This is a genomic window from Allofrancisella guangzhouensis (genome assembly GCF_000815225.1).
GTDB lineage: Bacteria > Pseudomonadota > Gammaproteobacteria > Francisellales > Francisellaceae > Francisella > Francisella guangzhouensis.
The window spans coordinates 1,521,368-1,539,293 of record NZ_CP010427.1 but is presented as its reverse complement, the minus strand read 5'-3'; the positions used below and the strand labels follow the sequence as shown (position 1 = coordinate 1,539,293).

Sequence of the window (17,926 nt, the reverse complement as noted above, 5' to 3'; positions counted from 1 at the left end):
GAAAGAATTTTCTGACAAGTAGTACAAACTATTTGTTATTACTGTTTGCTCCAAAAAATTTTAAAGAGGTAAATAGATGTATATATGCCTAAAGCTAAGCCAAATATTACATCACTAGGATAATGTTTTAAAACTACGATTCTCGTTGATGCTGTAAATATTGCTAAAATTAGCCATAGGTATCTATGTTTTGGAAATATAAGCATTAAGCAAGCAAACAGACTACCTATTGTTGTAGAATGTCCAGAAGGCATACTTGAGAAATTAGCTTCAAAAAAGTTAAAATGATGGAAATATGCTGCTCCATGCTCGCTAAAAAGTACTGGTCTAGCTCTACCAATTATACATTTTAAAATTTGAACTAAAATTCCGCTTAAAATAACACTGGAAAGTATAAATACACTAGGAGATAAGAGTTTATATATGTTGTGAGAAGATATCGCTTCTTTTTTTCTAACTTTACATATAGTTAAAGTAATAATTATTAGTAAGGTTGAAATTATTATCCAACTTGAATCTCCTAGAAAAGTTATAACTTTAAAAATCGATCTGATGTGTTCTGGGATAAGTAAAACTAAATTTTCAACTCCTACATCTATAAAATAGTAGCTAAAAATAACCATTATAGCTACAGGTAAGATTGAGTATTTGAGTTGTAAATATTTTATAAGTTTATATTTTTCTATGTATTGTGGTTTTTCCATTGTTGTTTTGCCTTATCGTTACCTAGTATTATGTATGGATGAAAATTCTTTATTATGCTAATATTTTTTGATTTATAGTCAATATCTAAGCCATCTCTTGTTATTAGATAGTATGGATATTTACCAGATACATTAGCATCTAGTTCATTTAAATCATTTATAATCGTATAATTCTCTATACCTTGTGATTTATTTGACATTACGTACTTTGTTGCAAGAGCGTAATCATTGATTTTATCTGCGTTAAGGTAGTAATGAAGTGATGGTTTAATAATTGCTATCTCACTAACGATTGAATTTTTAGTCAGTCTGCCTTTTAACTCTTTGGCCATATTTATCGCTGGTGTTTGTAACCATGAGATAGAAATAAAAAATATTAGTATAGCTAACAAACTATATAAACATCCTCCAATAATGGTAGTCAATATCATGTAGTTAATATGTTTTTTACGATAAAAATGTCTAAATATAAAAATCACTAAAATACTTATAATACCGAGTAAAAACAAAACCCATAAATGACTAGGTAAAGTTGCAGGTAATGCATATTCAGTCGGATTAAGATCTCTTTTGACTGCATTATTAATGCTGTTCCAACCAAAATAAATAACAAAAGGTGCTATAAAACTAACTATAATAATAAGTAATGAGCTTAGGTAAAATACTGACCAAAAGACATTTTTGTATGGAATAAAGAAGTTATTATTAGTTTTAATATTTAACCAGAAATATCCCACTAAGATACCCCAAAAAGGGTAAATTGGTAGTATGTAATAGGGTAATTTAGTAGCAGATAAGCTAAATATTATTATAGTAATAACACTAAATATAGCTGATAGTAAAGCTAGTTTATCCCAGATCGATTCCCTAGACTTTAAACCTTTATTTAACGCTAATAAAAATCCTGATACTGCTGGAGCAATAAATGGGATTGTAGTTAATAAGATCGTAGCTATATAAAAAAATGTACCACCTAAATTTGCAAATATCGCTGTGCCACCAACTAAACTTTTTGAACTCCTATTAAATATTTGTTGGATAAAAAAGTCATTCCAAAATTTATACCCAAGCTTCCAAAACACTAAAAAGTACCAAAAATTAACAATACAAAAGATTAGTACGCCAATGGGTATGTTTGCTCTAAAAAAAACACGCCAAAAATTACGTTGTATTAACAAATATATAAACATAGTTGGCAATATTATAGCTATACCTACAGGCCCTTTAGCTAAAAAACTTAAGCCTAAAAATAGCCATGAAAAATAATACCATTTTCTATCACAAGTTTTATCTTTTTCAGTAGCTGCAAAAAAACATAACAAAGTCAAAGTTGTAAAAAGAACTAAAGGAACATCTATCATAGTAGTTCTAGATATAACTATTAACAAAGGCATAAATGCTGTAGAAGCACAAATAATAAGGCAAAATGTTTTATCCTTTATGATTTTTCTAAGCAAAAAATTCATAGACATAATTAGCAGTATCCCACAGCAAGCAGCGGGAAGTCTAAAGGCAAAGATGCTTTTACTAAAGAATAGTATGGAAGTTTGTATCAACCAATATAATAGTATAGGTTTTTCAAGCCAATATTCATTATTATAAGTAGGTAATAAGTAATTGTGGTTATTAAGCATATTTATTACAACAGAAACGTAATAACCTTCATCACGGTCAAATAAAGGAGTAGCCCCGATGAATAACAAATATATTAAAGCTATAAAAACTAAAAATATGTTTTTTTTCAAGAGATTATACATTGCAAGCGTATCCAATAATTATTAATGATTTACGGCATATCCTATACCAAAAGCATAGTTTTGTCTAAGGCGGGCGGGCTTTACTCTTTATTTTCAAATAAGAATTTGTGCATTTCTTTTTGTAAAAACTCTTTTGCTTTTGGTTCTATCAAGTTAAGGCGATATTCATTAATCAGAATCGTCTGGTGAGCAAGCCAATCTTGCCAAGCTTTATTCGAAATTGCAGCTTGAATTTTTTCTCCTAATTCGCCTGGTAAAGGCTTGTAGGGAATAGCATCTAGTTCTTGATTATATTTTTTACATAATACTTTAGTCATACCTTCCTCTTATATACATCTTTTAGGTTTTGGGAGTCCAGCTAGTTTAGCAGCTTGAACTGCTGGAGAGATTGGAAATAGTTTTTGTAGATACAAACTATTGCCTAGTTTATCATTGTATTCTTTTTTTAATGCGCTAATGAGCTCTCTTATCGCCGGTGATTTTTCGTATTTATTATAAAAACTTCTAAGAAAATTAATAATTACCATATGATCGCTAGACAATATTATACCTTCTTCTAAAGCTGTTGCCTGACAGAAAATTACGTCCCAATTATTAAAGTCTAACAAAAAGCCTTCGCTGTCTGTGTTGTAGTTATCCACAAATATGGTAAAATTTCATATTAGTTTTTAGTACTCACAATTATAGCAAACAATAAGTAGAGTTTTAATTGTTTTAATCTTATAAAGGCAAGTTTGATGAAAGTAACATTATATACAGCTAAATACTGTCCATACTCACTAAGAGCAAGAATCGCTCTAGCGGAAAAAAAGATGAATATGGAGGTAGTAGAATCAGGAGATTTATCATCAGAGATGTTAAAAAAGATCTCGCCAGATGGTATATTTCCAGTTTTAAAAGAAAAAGATTATAGTATAAATAATAGAAAGGCGCTGTTAATTTACATCGATGAGAGGTTTCCAGCACCAGGATTATTACCAAGTTTGGTAAATGAAAGGATCAAAATCCGTTTGTCTCTAGATAAAATAGATAATGAGTGGTATCCAGTTTTGGATGAAATTAAAAAAAACCGTAATGATAAAGCTAAGCTTGATTCTTTATTTAAGAATCTAAAAGATAGCTTTTTGGCTGTTGAAAAAGTTTTTACAGAAACAGATTTTTTTATCTGCTCAAGTTTTACGTTAGCAGATTGCTATATAGCAGCGTATTTGATCTCTCTTGAAGCTGAAGGCTTTATTATAGATGAGAGTTTTGGTGCGATTTATAATTATAAAAAGCGTATTTTTGTACGTGATTCTATTAAAAAAGCAAATTTAAAAGGAAATGCTAATGATTCGCTGTTAAAAACCTTACGAGTTCATAGGTAGGTAATTATGTGGTATCAAGGATTTATAGATTTTGTATTTTTTATATTAAGTGCGTTAGTAGTTATATTTACTATCGTATTTGTCTTAGGAAGTTTTTTTTCATTGTTAGCAAAGGCAAAACAAGAGGTAACTAAGCTTTCAAAAGGTAAGCTAGAAATTAATAAGCTAGGTAGTGAATATAAAGAAACCAAAGAAAAACTTTTAGAGACACTATTAGACAAAAAAGAATATAAAAGCTACCTTAAAAAACAAAAAAAACACACTAAAGAAATAAGTTCAAGAAATAGGATTTTTGTTTTGAACTTTAAAGGCGATATTCATGCTTCTCAAGTTGAAAACTTACGTAAAGAAATTTCAGCTATATTAGGCGTTGCTAATACTACAGATGAAGTTGTGGTACGAATTGATAGTCCTGGTGGCGTAGTTAATGGTTATGGATTTGCTGCAGCTCAATTAGAGCGTATACGCCAAGCAGGCATAAACTTGACAGTGTGTATAGATCAGATAGCTGCAAGTGGTGGTTATATGATGTCTGCTGTTGCACATAAAATTATTTCAGCACCGTTTGCTATAGTTGGCTCGATTGGTGTGGTAGGGACTGTGCCTAATATTAGAGAGTTGCTGCAAAAGAATGGCATAGATGTCGAAATGCATACTTCCGGAGCATACAAACGTACTTTAACTACTGTTGGTGAGAATACAGAAGAGGGACGCCAAAAATTTAAACAAGACTTACACAATATTCATGAGTTATTTAAAAAGCATATACTAATATATAGACCAAACTTAGATATGCAAAAAGTTGCTACTGGTGAATATTGGTTCGGTAAAGATGCTTTAGAGCTAGGTTTGGTAGATGAAATTCAAACTTATGATGATTATATAATTAGGCACCTTGATAAAGAAAGTAATGTTTATGAGGTTAGTTTTGTTAGGAAAAAAGAAAAAGGGTTTTTAAAGTCAAAACTAGCATATGTTAAGAGTATGATTACTAACTTTTTATATGCACGTAAAATAATATAGGATTGAAGTGTTAAAGCTTAAAACTCATAGTCAGCTTCTTGATATTTTTTTTGAACAAAAATCTGCTAAAACTTTACATCACGCTTTTATTTTTAGAGTTAAAGATGCCATACTGTTGGAAAGTTTTATTAATTCTTTATGTCAGATTATTTTAGGCCAACAGCTAGAAAACTACCAAGATAGTCCATATATCACTGTCGCGAGAACAGAAAGTGACGAGATAAAAGTAGCAGAAGTCAAAAAAATTATAAAAAATTGTGAGTTAACAGCTTATAATAATTTAGCTAAAATCATAATTATTGAAGAGTTAAGTTTTCTCAATATTTCAGCCGCAAATGCTCTTTTAAAAACGTTAGAAGAGCCAACAGAAGATACTTTTTTTCTAATGTTTACACGCGATTATAATAATGTATTAGCAACTATAAAAAGTAGATCATTAGTCTATGATATAAAGCTTAACCAAGAAGATAAGCTTAATTATCTTAAATACGTCTTTGAGATGTCAAAAGATGGTGTAGCTAAATCTTTACAAATAGCTCGTGGAGATGTAAATATCGTAGTAAAAATTAAGCTTGAACAACATTTTTGGCAGACTAGAAATTTACTTATGAAGGTATTAGTAAATCAGTTTAATATAAATCTTTTTTTAAAGGAGATAGCTTCTTATTATAAAGATGCTTTATACTGGCTTACAAGTATAATTATAGATATATATTATTATAAACTAGATAAAGGGAGCGAGATTATAGCAAACTATGATAAGCTAGCTGTTATTAAATATCTTGCAACAAAATTAGATAGTGATAAGGTGTATAAAATATATAGACAAGCTTTAGAGGCAAAGAATTACTTTGCAAATTTCAAAAATGTTGATAAAGAATTGATTTTAGAAAATTTAATATTAGAGATTATAAAATAGGTAAAAAAATGGATGTAAAACAACAACAAGAATTAAAAAGTTTAGCTCATAAATTAAAACCAGTGGTTTTAATAGGAGAAAAAGGCTTAACAGAAAATGTACTCTTAGAGATTGATTTAGCATTAGCAACACATGAGTTAATCAAAGTAAAAGTTTTTCGGGCACCTAAAGAATACAAAGAAGAGTTATCTGCAAGGGTAATTCAAGCAACAAAGTGTGAGCTTGTGCAGATTATAGGTAATATTTTAGTTTTATATAGAAAAAATCCTAATAAAAAGAAATAAGGATTAAAATATGAGTTTCCCAGTATCACGACCACGTAGGCTTAGAATGACACAAAACTTAAGAGATATAGTTGCTGAAACTAGCTTAAGTATAGATGATTTAATGTACCCTATATTTGTAGTACATGGTCAAAATATAAAAAAAGAAATTTCAAGTATGTCTAACCAGTATCATTGGTCTGTAGATAGGTTAGATGAACTTGTTGAGCAAGTTACGAAAGCTGGAATCAAAAGCATAATGATATTTGGGGTGCCAAAAACTAAAGATTTAATGTCATCTGAAAATTATGACCCTAATGGAATTACACAACAAGCGATTAGAAAAATTAAACAGCTTGCACCAGAATTAGTAGTTGCTACTGACGTTTGTATGTGTAGTTTCACTCCTCATGGACATTGTGGGGTTTTAGATCAAAATCAATACGTTGATAATGATATAACTTTAGAGATTTTACAGAAAACGGCTGTCTCTCACGCGCAAGCTGGAGCTGATATAGTAGCTCCAAGCGGTATGATGGATGGTATGATTATAGCGATGCGTCAAGCATTAGACGAGGCAAATTTTGAAACTGTAGCAATCATGTCATATTCAGTAAAATTCGCTTCAGCTTTTTATGGTCCATTTAGAAGTGCTTGTGACTCTTCGCTAAAAGGTGATCGTAAGACTTATCAGATGGACTACCGTAATAAAAAAGAAGCTATTCGAGAAGCTATAACAGATGTTGAGCAAGGTGCTGATTTTATTATGGTAAAACCAGCTTTAAGCTATCTTGATATTATTAATGAACTAAGTCATATTGTTGATCTACCAATAGCTGCTTATCATGTAAGTGGTGAATATGCGATGGTAAAAGCTGCTGTTCAAGCAGGTTTGGTAGATGAAAAAGCTATTACTATAGAGATACTAACATCTATGAAAAGAGCAGGCGCTAAAATTATACTTACGTATACAGCTTTAGATGTTGCAAGTTGGATTTAAGAGTTTAAATAGATGATAAATATAGCTTTGTATGAGCCAGAGATCCCACCCAATACAGGCAATATTATCCGGTTATGTGCAAATGTGGGTGCTAATTTACATCTTATAGAGCCCTTAGGCTTTAAACTAGAAGATAAACAACTTAGAAGAGCAGGCTTAGATTACCATGAGTTTGCAAACCTCAAAATCTATAAAAATTTCGGTGAGTTTTACCAAAAAAATAAAACTAAAAAAATTTGGGCTTGTACAACTAAAGCAAAGCAATATTATCATCAGGTAGATTTTGATTGCGATGACATTTTATTATTTGGCCCTGAGACTAGAGGTCTACCAGCAAAAGTTTTAGAGTTACTTAAAGACACCCAAATCAAAATCCCTATGTATAAAAATAGTCGTAGCCTAAATTTATCAAATTCTGTAGCTGTAATTTTGTATGGGGCTTTGAATAACATTGGTTTTGAAAGTTTAGATCTTTTATAAGGGGAATTTCCAAATAACTGTGTAAATTCTTAATTAACCTGCTAGATTATTTCTAGCAAAATATTAAGGATAGAAACAATGTCTAAGAATAAGAAGTCAGAGGATATTTACTCAGCTATTGCAGATCAAATACAAAACATTATAACTAAAATATAGTAATTTAGCTATATCAGCTAAAAAAGCTGATATGGGATATAAAAATAAGAAGATTTTCTTAAATTCTTCAAAAAAATCCTGTTTAAAAAAATGAAAATAAAAAATCCCTGGTTAAATCAACACTCTTAATACTATAACTATCAGTTTAACCTCCAACTACAAATCTTTTTAAGTTCATAAGCATACTGTAGAAAATATTATATTATTAGCATGTTTTTAATTAAAATATTTGTTAAAATTTAATAGTTGTTGTTAAAAAATATTCTACTGATTATCAAGTCTTTACTGTATTATATAAATGGCAATAGCTATAACTTTAATATGGTTATAAATTTATTAAATAATAACCTATATTAGTTAAACAAATAAAGTGAGGATGAGAGATATGAATTATATAACCGACTGGTGGGAAAACAAACTACCAATCTTAGAACAAATCAAGATAGGAGCATGCACATTTGATATACAATGCATGTTATTACAAGATGACGGCTATAAATTTATTTTGGGTCGCGGCAATCGGCAACCTAGAATCTGGTATAAATCTAAATCAGAAAGTTGTTGGCGAGTTTTTACCGGTTTCAGATCTGGTGGTGGTATTCAGAAAGGTGACGAATATAATGAAGACTATCGAGGATCTGGATATGTCTTTGAATGTATGGTAATCTCAAAACTAGATGAGAAATTTGATAACATCTTTACAATTGCTGAAAAACAAAATAAAATCGAGAAACCAGACAGATTATATCTACTGATAACTCAATACAAACTTAATAATTCTAATTTATTCAAATATTTAGTGGCTGAAGAAGATGAGCAAGAAGAACAAGTGGAGCAGGCAAAAGTGGCTCTGGATTACTCTTTAGAAGTAAAATTATCACGCCCTATGAAGGATGCTAATGAATTACCTTCTAAGTTTTTGGGTATCTTTCAACAGGGAGATAACTTTTCACAAATTGGAAACGTTGAGATTCAGACAGATTATAGAGGAGAGCTTCTTGGAGCAGTTTACCTGAAAGATTACTACAATTTGTTTAGTGCTGCACTAAGAGCAGTTCATGTAGATCATAGGCGATCGCATCATGATGCCCTTAATGAAGACATAGACATAGACACTTATCAATTTGAGTATAATGGAAAAATGTATTGCTATGAGATTGCCAAAACTCTTAAGAAATTACCACACTACTACACCAAAAATAATCAACGATTAAAGATAGATGCTAAAGTTGTATGGGTGAGGACATTATATCAGTTAGATAACAATGAAGTTTCTAGCTTTGGTAATTATAAAGTGATACCTATCGAAATGGCAGGTTTAGTTCAAAAGCCTTGTGATTACGAGCAACAGGTAGCAAATGTTTACAAGAATGAGATTGAGAAACAAGATCTCGTAGGAAACAAATATGTATTGCTTTCAGTTATAAACGAGGTTACTTCGCCAATCATACAACAATATAAACTCATAAATAATGAGCCTCTTCTGTCTGGAAATAGCGAGCCTATGCTAAATGGTTTAAAGTTTACATATACTTACACTACAGAGCCTTCGTCCCAACTTCGTCAGCTTAATCGACCATTTTTGTTATTAGGAGCGAACATTTTTAAACCACCTGTAATTCAACCGCAACAAATTATTATTAACGTAGATTATGAAGTAATAAGTGATAAGTTAAGAGCTTGTATTATTGAAGGGGTAATGAGATATAAAGCTTTATGGGAAATGCGAAATATAAATAAAAAAGCAGTAGAATATAAGAAGAATGAAAAGAAATTTAAATTAGGACATCATGGCGATACTGGTATAAGAAGAGCAGTTGCGTTACTGCAATGCGTTACCAAAGCAACAGATCTAAAAGAAGTAGATAACTATTTAATCTCTTGCTTTAAGGACAATAACATAGGTAATGAAAAACATATATTCCGCGCTATTAAATCTGAACCTTATTCTCTATTTACCCTAGTAAATCTATCAGTACTCCATATATTAAAAAGTTTCAAGTTTGATTGGCAATATAATGGGGATTTAAAGTACATACCTTTGATCCACGCGCTTTATAGTCGGTTTAGTGAAGATGACATCCAAGCTGGACTTGATAAGTTTGTTAATTGTGTCGAACCAGTTAGTTCTAAATATCTTGATTTCGTTAAGAAAATAGATACAAAAAGTAAGTTACCTGTACAAGAGCTTATAATATAATTATCGTTTAATACACTACATAAGAAGCATATTAGTAACTGTAAAAGCTCTTTATAAAGTATTTCAAAACAACTGAAAAAGAGTTTAAAAAAATATATTAACGCCAAGCGTGCGAACCGAAAAAGAATAACTGTTTCTAAGTTGCTCAAAATTATTGTAATATGACCCGTCAGCAGGGTCATATATCCATCCCTCTTTATATACTACTATCCAGTGTAGAAAGCTAAATGTGTTATTTCCTATTAAAGTCATACAGCATGATTCATTACTCTTAAACTTGCCTGTAACTAGTGTAGGATGTGGAATATAACATTGCTCATAATTTATATTCATTTGACGGAGGTGTCTTACTTCATTCCAATACCATGCACCTACTGTAAGCCCTGCACCTAAAGATATTCTTACTCTTGGAGTTAAGCCCATCAACTTTGCAATAATACCCACTTTAGAGGGAAAAGTATATTCTGTACCAAACTCATAGTGTATTTTTTCTGGGTTAAAGCCTAATATACTATCTATCAGTTTCTCCATTTCGGAGCTTGGATAAACTATCCCATCCTGTCTAGGTATAAAGAAGTAAGGAATAAAGGTACTATTCATCGCTTTAAATTCTACTGTTTCTAGCTCATTTCCAAGTAAACTATATTTTCTTCTTATTAAACTTTCTATAGTTGTAGTTTCTGTATATGCTTTTATTAATGCTTCATATCGACTCTTAGCTAGTTCCGCTCTATGCTTTTGTGTACGTATTGAACCATTTATTCTTTCTATAAAACCGTTAATTATGAATTCTTTTTTTAATCCAAAATGTGCAGGAATTGTAAGGTCTTTATATGCTGATGTTGTAGCCTGTTCTAATTGTTGTTTTGACATAAATTTAAAGCAAGTATTTGTAGACCCTAGTGACGTATCTATTTTCACATTAGTATGGTTTCTACTAACTACAGCAAGACAGTGCATAAAACTTGTGGCACCACAACTGAGTTTACCAGTTTGCTTCCATGGGTAAATAATTAACATTAGTTATATAAAACTTTAATTTTTTTAAAGTATAACAAAATTTTAAATTTCATTCTACAAAATTTAAAAAATTTATAAAGTAATACTAAAATAAAGATTTAGGAAAAATATTTATATAAAGCTTAATGAAGATAATATGGGAATACAGGTTGTATATAAAATTTTAACCAGAAAGTTTAGGTTATAAATTTTCTTGTTTAGGACTGTAATACTTAGGTTTAAACTCTATACCATATTTAACATTCATCCACATTCTACTTATAAAACTTTGCATTTCAGCATCATGAATATTTAGCACATACATTTTTTTGATCATTTGATCAGTAGGCTTAATATTTTTATTATCAAAAATAGAATCCAAGTATTGACTGTTTTGAGTAACAGCATTAGGTTGATAAAGGTAGTTACTATTCTGAGCTGCTATATAAGGATCTATTATATAGTTCATAAGTTCATATGCTTTATCCAAATTTTTAGCGCCTTTAGGTATCATAAGCGTGTCAAACCAAATATTAGTACCTTCTTTAGGTATTACATAAGCTAAAGTAACGTTTGGATTGACTGATTTAGCTCTTTCAACAGATCTAACAACATCACCAGAGTAACCCATAACTAGACATAAATTACCAGCAGTAAAATCATTTTGGTATTTATTACTATCGAAATATTTAATGTATGGACGAATATTTTTAATAATATCAAGCGCAGCTTTTTCGTATTTGGCTTTGCTAGTAGTGTTTGGATCTATTCCATGGAAAAAGAAGTAATTACCAAAAATCTGTTCTGGCTCATCAAGTAAAGATACACCACATTTAGCTAGTTTACTTAGATATTTAGCATTAAATACATACTCCCAACTGTTCGGAACAACTCCTTTACCGAGTTGTTCTTCTATTTGCTCTTTATTATAAGCAAGACCAGTTGTACCATAGCTATAAATTACAGCATATTTATTGCCAGGATCGTTAATTTGTGAAACTTTGTCGTAAATAACTTTATTACGGTACTTAAGATTTGGCAATTTTGATTTATCAAGTTCTACAAGAGCATTTGAAGCTATTTCAGTGTTTAAATATAAAGCCCCTTGCTCTATAAGATCAAACCCTGAGGAGCCAGTCATAACTTTAGCTCTTGTCATATTGTCATCAGATGTATAAATATACTTAATTCTAGTATTAGAAAGCTTAGAAAAACAAGGAACTATATCAGGAGATATATAATCAGCCCAATTGGTAAAATTTATTTGTCCTTTTTCTTGTGAGTAGACTATAGGAGACTTAAGTATCTCATTACTACAAATGTATGACTCATCTTGTGCATAAGATAAGTTTAGTATAGTAAGTAACAAAATAATTAGAATATTTTTAGCTCTCATTTGTCAACTTAGGTTTGGTTGTTATGAATTGGTTTTAAGTATATACTAAATTGGTTATTGACGAAATAAATTCTGGTTTTCATGGAACAAGTTGTTAGTAGTAAAAAGTTTGGTTTAATAAGGTTGGTGATGATAAACATTATAGCCGTGGATAGCCTTAGGAATATATCAATAACAGCCCAAGCTGGTTGGATTGTAGTAAGTTTTTATATATTAGCGGGAATCTTTTTCCTAGTACCTTGTGCGTTACTAACAGCTGAGATGTCAACAGGCTCAACCCAAGAAACAGGTGGTATCTATATTTGGGTGAAAAAAGCGTTTGGGAAGCGTTTAGGGTTTTTAGTTATATGGATACAATGGGTGTATAACCTAGTTTGGTTTCCCTCGATTTGTGGTTTTTTTGCTGGAGTTATAGCCTACGTAATGGCACCAGTTTTAGGACAAAATGCAGTGGATTTGGTATCAAACCCTTGGTATATGATTTCCATGAGTTTAGTAATGTTTTGGAGTGCAACAGCTATAAACTTATTTGGAATAAAAACCTCTAGTACAGTAAGCACCTTAGGAGCTATTATAGGAACTTTATTGCCTATGCTTATTATTATATCTATGGCTTTTTTCTGGACACTTTCTAATACACAAAGCATCGTACCTCCTCATGTGTCAGATTTTATCCCATCTGGTAATAATATCAGTAGTTGGGCTTTGTTTATTACAGTTATGTTTAGCTTATTTGGTTTAGAGATGAGTGCTATTCATGCTGCTAATGTTAAAAATGCTAAAAAGAATTTTCCTAGAGCTTTATTAATATCTGGAACAGTAATTTTAGGGTCATTAATACTATCTAATATAGCTGTGATATTAGTAAGTAGTCAGTTGCAAATTGGTGACGTTGATATTGTCACTGGGTTAATGGTTTCTTTTCATTACTTTTTTAGCCAAATAAATATGCCGTGGGTGACATATTTTATTGCAATTACATTAATATTTGGGGCTTTTACTACAACATCAGCGTGGATTATGGGTTTATCAAGAGCTTTTATGATAGTAAGTAATGATAATATCCTACCTCAAATGCTTGGCAAGACTAATAAAAATGATGCTCCTGATACTATGCTAATAGTACAAGCTTTGATTTTTACTGTATTTTGTTTTTCCTATATATTTATGCCGTCTGTAAATGAAGCATATTGGTATCTTAGCGATTTAACAGCGCAACTAGCAGTTATAGCATACATAATTATGTTTATAACAGCGATTAAGCTAAAAATTAGCCAGCCATTACAGCAAGGACAATATGAGATATATAAAGGTTTAGTTGGAACTATTACGATGGCAATTTTAGGATGTGTGGGCTGTATTATAGCTATTGTAGTTGGTTTTATTCCTATAGATAATATGAATATGAGTATAATGCATTTTGATGCTTTATTACTTGTTGGCATAATGTTTACATTAATTATTCCTTTCGTAATCACTATCAAAAAGTAATCTTGTATGTGATGAAAAAAGGGCAATCAACGTGTTCCATAAATTGGCAGAAATTTTTAATGAGATAATTGTTTAACTTTAGATCAACAGTTATGTTTTGATTTTTATCAGAGCTAGCTTGAATAATATAGTTTTCAATATTAGAGTAATATAAGTAAGTTGGTTGGCAGTTTTCAGCTGTACAGTTAATTAATTTAAGGCTCCTAAAGACTTGAGGAAACTCAGGTAATCCAGTAGGTTTATTATCTTTAGCGTACAAAATAATTTTTAAATTATTATAATTAGTTTTAGCTCTTAGTGTATTAGAACCATTTTGGTCAGCGTTAAAATCACTAGAGTCAGGACAGTAATATCGAGTTATTTTTCTATAGCTTGTATTAGAAAATAATATAAAGGCTAAAATAAACATACTTTTATTATTTAAATACATAACTATTTTTATTAATTATTTAAATATTTTTTAAATATTAGTATTATAAATAAATATCCCATAAAGTTACAGGTTGGCTTAATGATCAGTGCTATTTTTTGTTTTGGACAAATAGCTAGTTTTAATAATATTGCCATTGATGAAAAGCAAATATTCCATGAATATGGAGATTCTAATGGTAATCTCACTCAAACAAATTTTCTTAGAGCTATTCGTTCATATGGTTTTAAAGCTAAGCTTAGTAAAATTAAAACAGAAAGTATTAATCCATGCAGTTTACCGATGATCCTTAAGAATAAAGATGGTGAATATTTTATTCTTGCCGGTGTAAATAATGATCAATATATAACTTTAGTTGCAAAAAATAACGGCGTTAAAACATTTACAAAAGATCAGTTTGAGGAATTTTACTCTGGATTAGCTATATTTATCACTCATAAAGGTAATGAGAATGTAGAAGAAGCTAAGTTTAATATCAAATGGTTTATACCAGCTTTATGGAAGTATAAACATATTTTCAAAGATGTGATTATAGCTTCATTTTTTATACAAATGTTTGGTCTATTAACACCATTTTTCTTTCAAGTGGTCATGGATAAGGTGATTATGCATAATGGCATAACTACCTTAAATACTTTAGCAATCGTGTTTTTAGTTGTAGCTGTTTTTGAGGTAGTATTTGGTACTATAAGAACCTATCTATTTAGTCATACTACTTCTAGAGTAGATGTTGTGTTAGGTTCAAAACTATTTTCTCATTTGATGAAGTTGCCATTAAATTATTTTGAGACTCGTCAAGTTGGTCAAAATGTAGCTAGAGTAAAGGAGTTAGATAGTATTCGAAGTTTTATCACAAGTACAGCTTTAACATTACTCATAGATTTGTCTTTTACATTTATATTTATAGCAGTGTTATTTATGTATAGTTGGCAACTGACTTTGGTAGTTTTAGGTACTATTCCTTTATATCTCTTACTATCATTATTTATTACTCCAATACTAAAGCATCGATTAAATAAAGTTTTCTCAACTAGTGCAAAAAACCAAACATTTCTTACAGAGTCAATAACTGGTATCCAGACTATTAAAGCTAATGCTATAGAACCACAAATGCAACGCAAATGGGAAGATAATTTGACTGAATATGTTAAAGCATCTTTTAGATCTCAAAATTTGGGAAATGTAGCTAGCCAAATTGCGCAGCTAATCAGCAAGTTAACTACTATTGTAATTATATTTATAGGTGCTCATATGGTGATAGCTGGCTACTTAACAATAGGGCAGCTTATAGCATTTAATATGTTATCAGCTAGAGTAACTCAACCGATACTTAAGCTTGTAAATCTATGGCAAGAATTTCAGCAGGCAGGAGTTTCTTTGAGAAGGTTAGGAGACATTCTTAATTCACCTACAGAGTCAGCAAATATGACTAGTAAGAGTTCACTACCAGTATTTAGAGGCAGGGTAACTTTTAAAGATGTAAGGTTTAGGTATTCACCTGATACAAGATTAATCTTAGATGGTGTTAACCTTGAAGTTAATGCAGGTCAATCTATAGGTGTAGTTGGGCGTTCAGGCAGTGGCAAAAGTACTTTAACCAAACTTATTCAGAGGCTGTATATACCTGAGGCTGGTAAAGTATTAGTTGATGGCGCTGATCTGTCTACTATTGATACTGTATGGTTGCGTCAAAACATAGGCGTAGTACTTCAGGAAAGCTTTATGTTTAATAGAAGTATTCGAGAAAATATTGCTCTTACAAATCCTAGTGCAAGCATGCAAAGCGTTATAGAAGCTGCAACTTACTCAGGTGCACATGAATTTATTTTAGAATTAAAAGATGGTTATGACACCACCATAGAAGAAGGTGGAGCTAATTTTTCTGGAGGACAAAAACAAAGGCTATCTATCGCAAGAGCACTTATTAATAACCCTAAAATACTTATTTTTGATGAAGCTACATCAGCTCTTGATTATGAATCTGAGAAAATTATTCAACATAATATGGCAAAAATATCTAAAGGAAGAACAGTTTTTATTATTGCTCATAGATTATCTACAGTTCAACATTGTGATCGAATAGTTTATATGGATCATGGAAGAATATTAGAAGACGGTAGCCATAAAGAGCTTTTAGCTAAAAATGGACACTATGCAGCATTATATAACGCACAATACAGGGGAGAAGTATTATGACAGAGAAAAATCTCCCAGAAAATCAAAATACAAATAAAAAGTTTAGTAAGTTAATTGAGATAATAAATAAAATAAAGGATTCTTGGCAGAATCGTAAAACCTTAGCAGAGGAACGTAATGCTAAGACAGATGCCTATAGTTTTTTACCAGGAGTTTTAGAAGTTACAGATAAACCACCACATCCTTTGTTACGAACAGTACTTTATTGTTTGATGTTTTTGATAGTGTTTGTAGTGGTGTGGGCTTATTTTTGTAAGATAGATATTATTACAGCAGGGCAAGGCAAGATCACACCATCAGGGGATGTTAAAACTATCCAGGCCTCTGAAAAAGGAACTGTAATTAAGCTAAATGTTGATAGTGGACAGATAGTTAAAAAGGGTGACGTGCTAGTAGTATTAGAGTCAGAATATACTGAAGCAGATATAAATAAACTCAAAGAAGATATACAGTTCTATAAGCTTAGAATATCTAGAGAGCAGGCCTTCTATAGGATGTTAAAAAGTGATTTGCGTGAGCAAATTCCACTTGATAAATTAGACTATACTCCGCCATCAGAAATTACAGACAAACTAGATATAGAACAATCCAGGCAGCTTTTATGGCAAGAGTGGCAATCTAGTATTGCTAAATTAATGACACTAGAAGCTACTATGGATTCTAAGCAAAAAGAAAAAGATATAAGTTTAAATAGAACTTATCAGCTAGAAGAAACCATAAAAATAATCAAAGAAAGGTTAGATGCTTACTCTAAGCTATACGAGAAAAAAGCAGTAGCTAGAATGGAGTATCTAGATTTTAGAGAGAAATATCTAAATACGTATTATGAGTTAGAGACAGAAAAGAAAAAAGACCTTCAAATAGATGCAGAAATTGCAGAAGCTAGGAGTAATTTAGAATCATTTAAATCAGAAACATATCTTAAAACCTTAGAAAAAATTCGTCAGGATGAGAAAGATCTTTATACAGCAGAGCAAGAATTACGCAAAGCAACTACCTTAAATGGTAAAAATACAATTAAGTCGCCTATTGACGGGATAGTACATGAAATGCAAATTCATACTATAGGTGCTGTTGTCACACCTGCCCAGGTATTAATGCAAATAGTTCCAATGGATCAAAAACTAGAAGCTGAAGTATACGTCAAAAACGAAGATATAGGCTATTTACGCAAAGGTCAAACTGTTGAAGTCAAGATAAATACATTTCCATTTGCAGAATATGGAGTGTTAGATGGCGCTGTAGAAAAAATTTCTGGTGATGCAATAGAAGATGAGAGATTAGGTTTGGTTTACAAGCTAGTAATAAGTTTAAAAAATAATACGCTACATAAAGGTGGTGAAGATTACAAAATAGTACCAGGTATGGCAGTAGTTGCTGAGGTTAAGACAGGAACAAGAAGAGTATTAGATTTCTTTACGGAACCTTTAACTAGAGGTATAGATAATAGTTTGAGGGAGAGATAGTTCGGATAACAACCGACAGAGGACACAAGACAGAAAGCAAGAGACAAAACAATTTTCCTTCAACACTTGAAGGGGAATT

Annotated in this window: 17 protein-coding genes; 10 read left to right on the top strand and 7 right to left on the bottom strand. The window is 31.0% G+C overall.

Going from position 1 to position 17,926, the window contains the following annotated elements; genetic code table 11:
• Window positions 1-38 precede the first annotated feature (38 nt).
• The 4 genes from SD28_RS07195 to SD28_RS07180 form a co-directional block, all read right to left on the bottom strand.
• On the bottom strand, window positions 39-704 hold the full coding sequence (locus tag SD28_RS07195) for a phosphatase PAP2 family protein (RefSeq protein WP_052251902.1): 666 nt from the start codon (window positions 702-704) through the stop codon (window positions 39-41).
• Window positions 683-2,461 carry an ArnT family glycosyltransferase gene (locus SD28_RS07190; RefSeq protein ID WP_039125461.1) on the bottom strand — a complete coding sequence of 593 codons (1,779 nt, stop codon included), beginning with the start codon at window positions 2,459-2,461 and terminating at the stop codon, window positions 683-685. Before SD28_RS07190 ends, SD28_RS07195 begins: the two co-directional genes overlap by 22 nt.
• Window positions 2,462-2,541: 80 nt before the next feature.
• Complete coding sequence (locus tag SD28_RS07185; RefSeq protein ID WP_039125459.1) at window positions 2,542-2,778, bottom strand: oxidative damage protection protein; 237 nt, start codon at window positions 2,776-2,778, stop codon at window positions 2,542-2,544.
• Between the two features lie 9 nt (window positions 2,779-2,787).
• On the bottom strand, window positions 2,788-3,102 hold the full coding sequence (locus tag SD28_RS07180) for a TusE/DsrC/DsvC family sulfur relay protein (RefSeq protein WP_039125456.1): 315 nt from the start codon (window positions 3,100-3,102) through the stop codon (window positions 2,788-2,790).
• Between the two features lie 96 nt (window positions 3,103-3,198).
• On the opposite strand from SD28_RS07180, the gene sspA reads away from it, so the two are divergent.
• The 7 genes from sspA to SD28_RS07145 all read left to right on the top strand — a co-directional run bounded on the left by sspA (window position 3,199) and on the right by SD28_RS07145 (window position 9,869).
• A complete protein-coding gene (gene sspA, locus SD28_RS07175; RefSeq protein ID WP_039125454.1) occupies window positions 3,199-3,828 on the top strand; it encodes a transcriptional regulator SspA in 630 nt (209 codons plus the stop codon).
• Between the two features lie 6 nt (window positions 3,829-3,834).
• Window positions 3,835-4,851, top strand: coding sequence for a protease SohB (gene sohB / locus SD28_RS07170; RefSeq protein ID WP_039125453.1), 1,017 nt, complete (start codon window positions 3,835-3,837; stop codon window positions 4,849-4,851).
• 7 nt (window positions 4,852-4,858) lie between these two features.
• Window positions 4,859-5,770: a DNA polymerase III subunit delta' C-terminal domain-containing protein gene (locus SD28_RS07165; RefSeq protein ID WP_039125450.1), complete on the top strand. Its 912-nt coding sequence runs from the start codon at window positions 4,859-4,861 to the stop codon at window positions 5,768-5,770.
• An 8-nt stretch (window positions 5,771-5,778) separates the two neighbouring features.
• A complete protein-coding gene (yhbY, locus tag SD28_RS07160) occupies window positions 5,779-6,054 on the top strand; it encodes a ribosome assembly RNA-binding protein YhbY (RefSeq protein WP_039125448.1) in 276 nt (91 codons plus the stop codon).
• Window positions 6,055-6,064: 10 nt separating this feature from the next.
• The gene (gene hemB, locus SD28_RS07155; protein WP_039125446.1) at window positions 6,065-7,033 is read left to right on the top strand and encodes a porphobilinogen synthase; all 969 of its coding nucleotides are present in this window, start codon (window positions 6,065-6,067) and stop codon (window positions 7,031-7,033) included.
• Between the two features lie 12 nt (window positions 7,034-7,045).
• On the top strand, window positions 7,046-7,513 hold the full coding sequence (gene trmL / locus SD28_RS07150) for a tRNA (uridine(34)/cytosine(34)/5-carboxymethylaminomethyluridine(34)-2'-O)-methyltransferase TrmL (protein WP_039125444.1): 468 nt from the start codon (window positions 7,046-7,048) through the stop codon (window positions 7,511-7,513).
• A gap of 541 nt (window positions 7,514-8,054) precedes the next feature.
• Window positions 8,055-9,869, top strand: a complete 1,815-nt coding sequence (locus SD28_RS07145) for a hypothetical protein (RefSeq protein WP_039125441.1) — start codon at window positions 8,055-8,057, stop codon at window positions 9,867-9,869.
• Between the two features lie 84 nt (window positions 9,870-9,953).
• Here SD28_RS07145 and SD28_RS07140 read toward each other — a convergent pair whose 3' ends face one another.
• Both SD28_RS07140 and SD28_RS07135 read right to left on the bottom strand, forming a co-directional pair.
• The gene (locus tag SD28_RS07140) at window positions 9,954-10,889 is read right to left on the bottom strand and encodes a hypothetical protein (RefSeq protein WP_039125440.1); all 936 of its coding nucleotides are present in this window, start codon (window positions 10,887-10,889) and stop codon (window positions 9,954-9,956) included.
• Between the two features lie 181 nt (window positions 10,890-11,070).
• Window positions 11,071-12,264: a polyamine ABC transporter substrate-binding protein gene (locus SD28_RS07135; protein WP_039125439.1), complete on the bottom strand. Its 1,194-nt coding sequence runs from the start codon at window positions 12,262-12,264 to the stop codon at window positions 11,071-11,073.
• Window positions 12,265-12,345: 81 nt separating this feature from the next.
• Between SD28_RS07135 and SD28_RS07130 the strand changes: the two genes are divergently transcribed.
• The gene (locus tag SD28_RS07130) at window positions 12,346-13,755 is read left to right on the top strand and encodes an APC family permease (protein ID WP_039125438.1); all 1,410 of its coding nucleotides are present in this window, start codon (window positions 12,346-12,348) and stop codon (window positions 13,753-13,755) included.
• Here the strand turns inward: SD28_RS07130 and SD28_RS07125 are convergent.
• The gene (locus SD28_RS07125) at window positions 13,745-14,185 is read right to left on the bottom strand and encodes a hypothetical protein (RefSeq protein WP_069774109.1); all 441 of its coding nucleotides are present in this window, start codon (window positions 14,183-14,185) and stop codon (window positions 13,745-13,747) included. The genes SD28_RS07130 and SD28_RS07125 overlap by 11 nt on opposite strands.
• 81 nt (window positions 14,186-14,266) lie before the next feature.
• On the opposite strand from SD28_RS07125, the gene SD28_RS07120 reads away from it, so the two are divergent.
• Both SD28_RS07120 and SD28_RS07115 read left to right on the top strand, forming a co-directional pair.
• A complete protein-coding gene (locus SD28_RS07120; RefSeq protein ID WP_039125436.1) occupies window positions 14,267-16,381 on the top strand; it encodes a type I secretion system permease/ATPase in 2,115 nt (704 codons plus the stop codon).
• Window positions 16,378-17,847: an HlyD family type I secretion periplasmic adaptor subunit gene (locus tag SD28_RS07115; RefSeq protein ID WP_039125434.1), complete on the top strand. Its 1,470-nt coding sequence runs from the start codon at window positions 16,378-16,380 to the stop codon at window positions 17,845-17,847. Before SD28_RS07120 ends, SD28_RS07115 begins: the two co-directional genes overlap by 4 nt.
• The last annotated feature ends 79 nt before the right edge of the window (window positions 17,848-17,926 follow it).

What these genes read in the sequence shown, in the direction of transcription:
- SD28_RS07195 (WP_052251902.1), bottom strand. Translation starts at nt 704, where the DNA reads ATGGAAAAACCACAATACATAGAAAAATATAAACTTATAAAATATTTA.
- SD28_RS07190 (WP_039125461.1), bottom strand. Translation starts at nt 2,461, where the DNA reads ATGTATAATCTCTTGAAAAAAAACATATTTTTAGTTTTTATAGCTTTA.
- SD28_RS07185 (WP_039125459.1), bottom strand. Translation starts at nt 2,778, where the DNA reads ATGACTAAAGTATTATGTAAAAAATATAATCAAGAACTAGATGCTATT.
- sspA (WP_039125454.1), top strand. Translation starts at nt 3,199, where the DNA reads ATGAAAGTAACATTATATACAGCTAAATACTGTCCATACTCACTAAGA.
- sohB (WP_039125453.1), top strand. Translation starts at nt 3,835, where the DNA reads ATGTGGTATCAAGGATTTATAGATTTTGTATTTTTTATATTAAGTGCG.
- yhbY (WP_039125448.1), top strand. Translation starts at nt 5,779, where the DNA reads ATGGATGTAAAACAACAACAAGAATTAAAAAGTTTAGCTCATAAATTA.
- hemB (WP_039125446.1), top strand. Translation starts at nt 6,065, where the DNA reads ATGAGTTTCCCAGTATCACGACCACGTAGGCTTAGAATGACACAAAAC.
- trmL (WP_039125444.1), top strand. Translation starts at nt 7,046, where the DNA reads ATGATAAATATAGCTTTGTATGAGCCAGAGATCCCACCCAATACAGGC.
- SD28_RS07145 (WP_039125441.1), top strand. Translation starts at nt 8,055, where the DNA reads ATGAATTATATAACCGACTGGTGGGAAAACAAACTACCAATCTTAGAA.
- SD28_RS07140 (WP_039125440.1), bottom strand. Translation starts at nt 10,889, where the DNA reads ATGTTAATTATTTACCCATGGAAGCAAACTGGTAAACTCAGTTGTGGT.
- SD28_RS07135 (WP_039125439.1), bottom strand. Translation starts at nt 12,264, where the DNA reads ATGAGAGCTAAAAATATTCTAATTATTTTGTTACTTACTATACTAAAC.
- SD28_RS07130 (WP_039125438.1), top strand. Translation starts at nt 12,346, where the DNA reads ATGGAACAAGTTGTTAGTAGTAAAAAGTTTGGTTTAATAAGGTTGGTG.
- SD28_RS07125 (WP_069774109.1), bottom strand. Translation starts at nt 14,185, where the DNA reads ATGTATTTAAATAATAAAAGTATGTTTATTTTAGCCTTTATATTATTT.
- SD28_RS07120 (WP_039125436.1), top strand. Translation starts at nt 14,267, where the DNA reads ATGATCAGTGCTATTTTTTGTTTTGGACAAATAGCTAGTTTTAATAAT.
- SD28_RS07115 (WP_039125434.1), top strand. Translation starts at nt 16,378, where the DNA reads ATGACAGAGAAAAATCTCCCAGAAAATCAAAATACAAATAAAAAGTTT.